Here is a 617-nt window from a genome sequence, read left to right as displayed (position 1 = left end):
TTTGGAGAGCGCGGATGAGCGCACTGCCGATCGCGACCAATCGCTACTTCGACAGCCACTTCGGCCTGCCCGGCGTGAAGCTGCTGCCGAACGAGTTCTACACGACGTCCGAGGACATGGTGCTGATGACCGTGCTCGGCTCGTGCGTCGCCGCGTGCATTCACGATCCGTACGCGGGCATCGGCGGGATGAACCACTTCATGCTGCCCGACGACGGCGCCGATGCGGGCGCGGCCGCGTCCGACTCGATGCGCTACGGCGCGTATGCGATGGAAGTGCTGATCAACGAGCTGATCAAGGCCGGCGGGCGCCGCGAGCGCTTCGAGGCGAAGGTGTTCGGCGGCGCGGCCGTGCTGGCCGGCATGACGACGATCAACATCGGCGATCGCAACGCCGATTTCGTGCGCCGCTACCTGGCGCTCGAACGCATCCGCATCACCGCGGAGGACTTGCAGGACGTCCATCCGCGCAAGGTCGCATTCATGCCGCGCACGGGCCGCGCGATGGTGAAGAAGCTGCGGCTGCAGGTGCCGGGCGTGACCGAGCGCGAAGCCGCGCTCGCGCGCGAGGCCGACCGCCTGCGCGCCGCGCGGCCGCGTCCCCACGTCGAGCTGTTT

Annotated in this window: 1 protein-coding gene; it reads left to right on the top strand. The window is 68.7% G+C overall.

Translation table 11 applies throughout. From position 1 onward, the window contains the following. Positions 1-14: 14 nt before the first annotated feature. Positions 15-617, top strand: a 603-nt coding sequence (gene cheD, locus ABY44_RS01640; protein ID WP_431640779.1) for a chemoreceptor glutamine deamidase CheD, incomplete at its 3' end; no start/stop codon positions are given.

Origin of the sequence: Burkholderia sp. ZZQ-2 (genome assembly GCF_050768715.1) — a bacterium.
GTDB classification, from domain to species: Bacteria; Pseudomonadota; Gammaproteobacteria; order Burkholderiales; family Burkholderiaceae; genus Burkholderia; species Burkholderia cepacia.
Note: the sequence above shows the minus strand (reverse complement) of the source record. Positions and strands in the feature narration are given on the sequence as shown.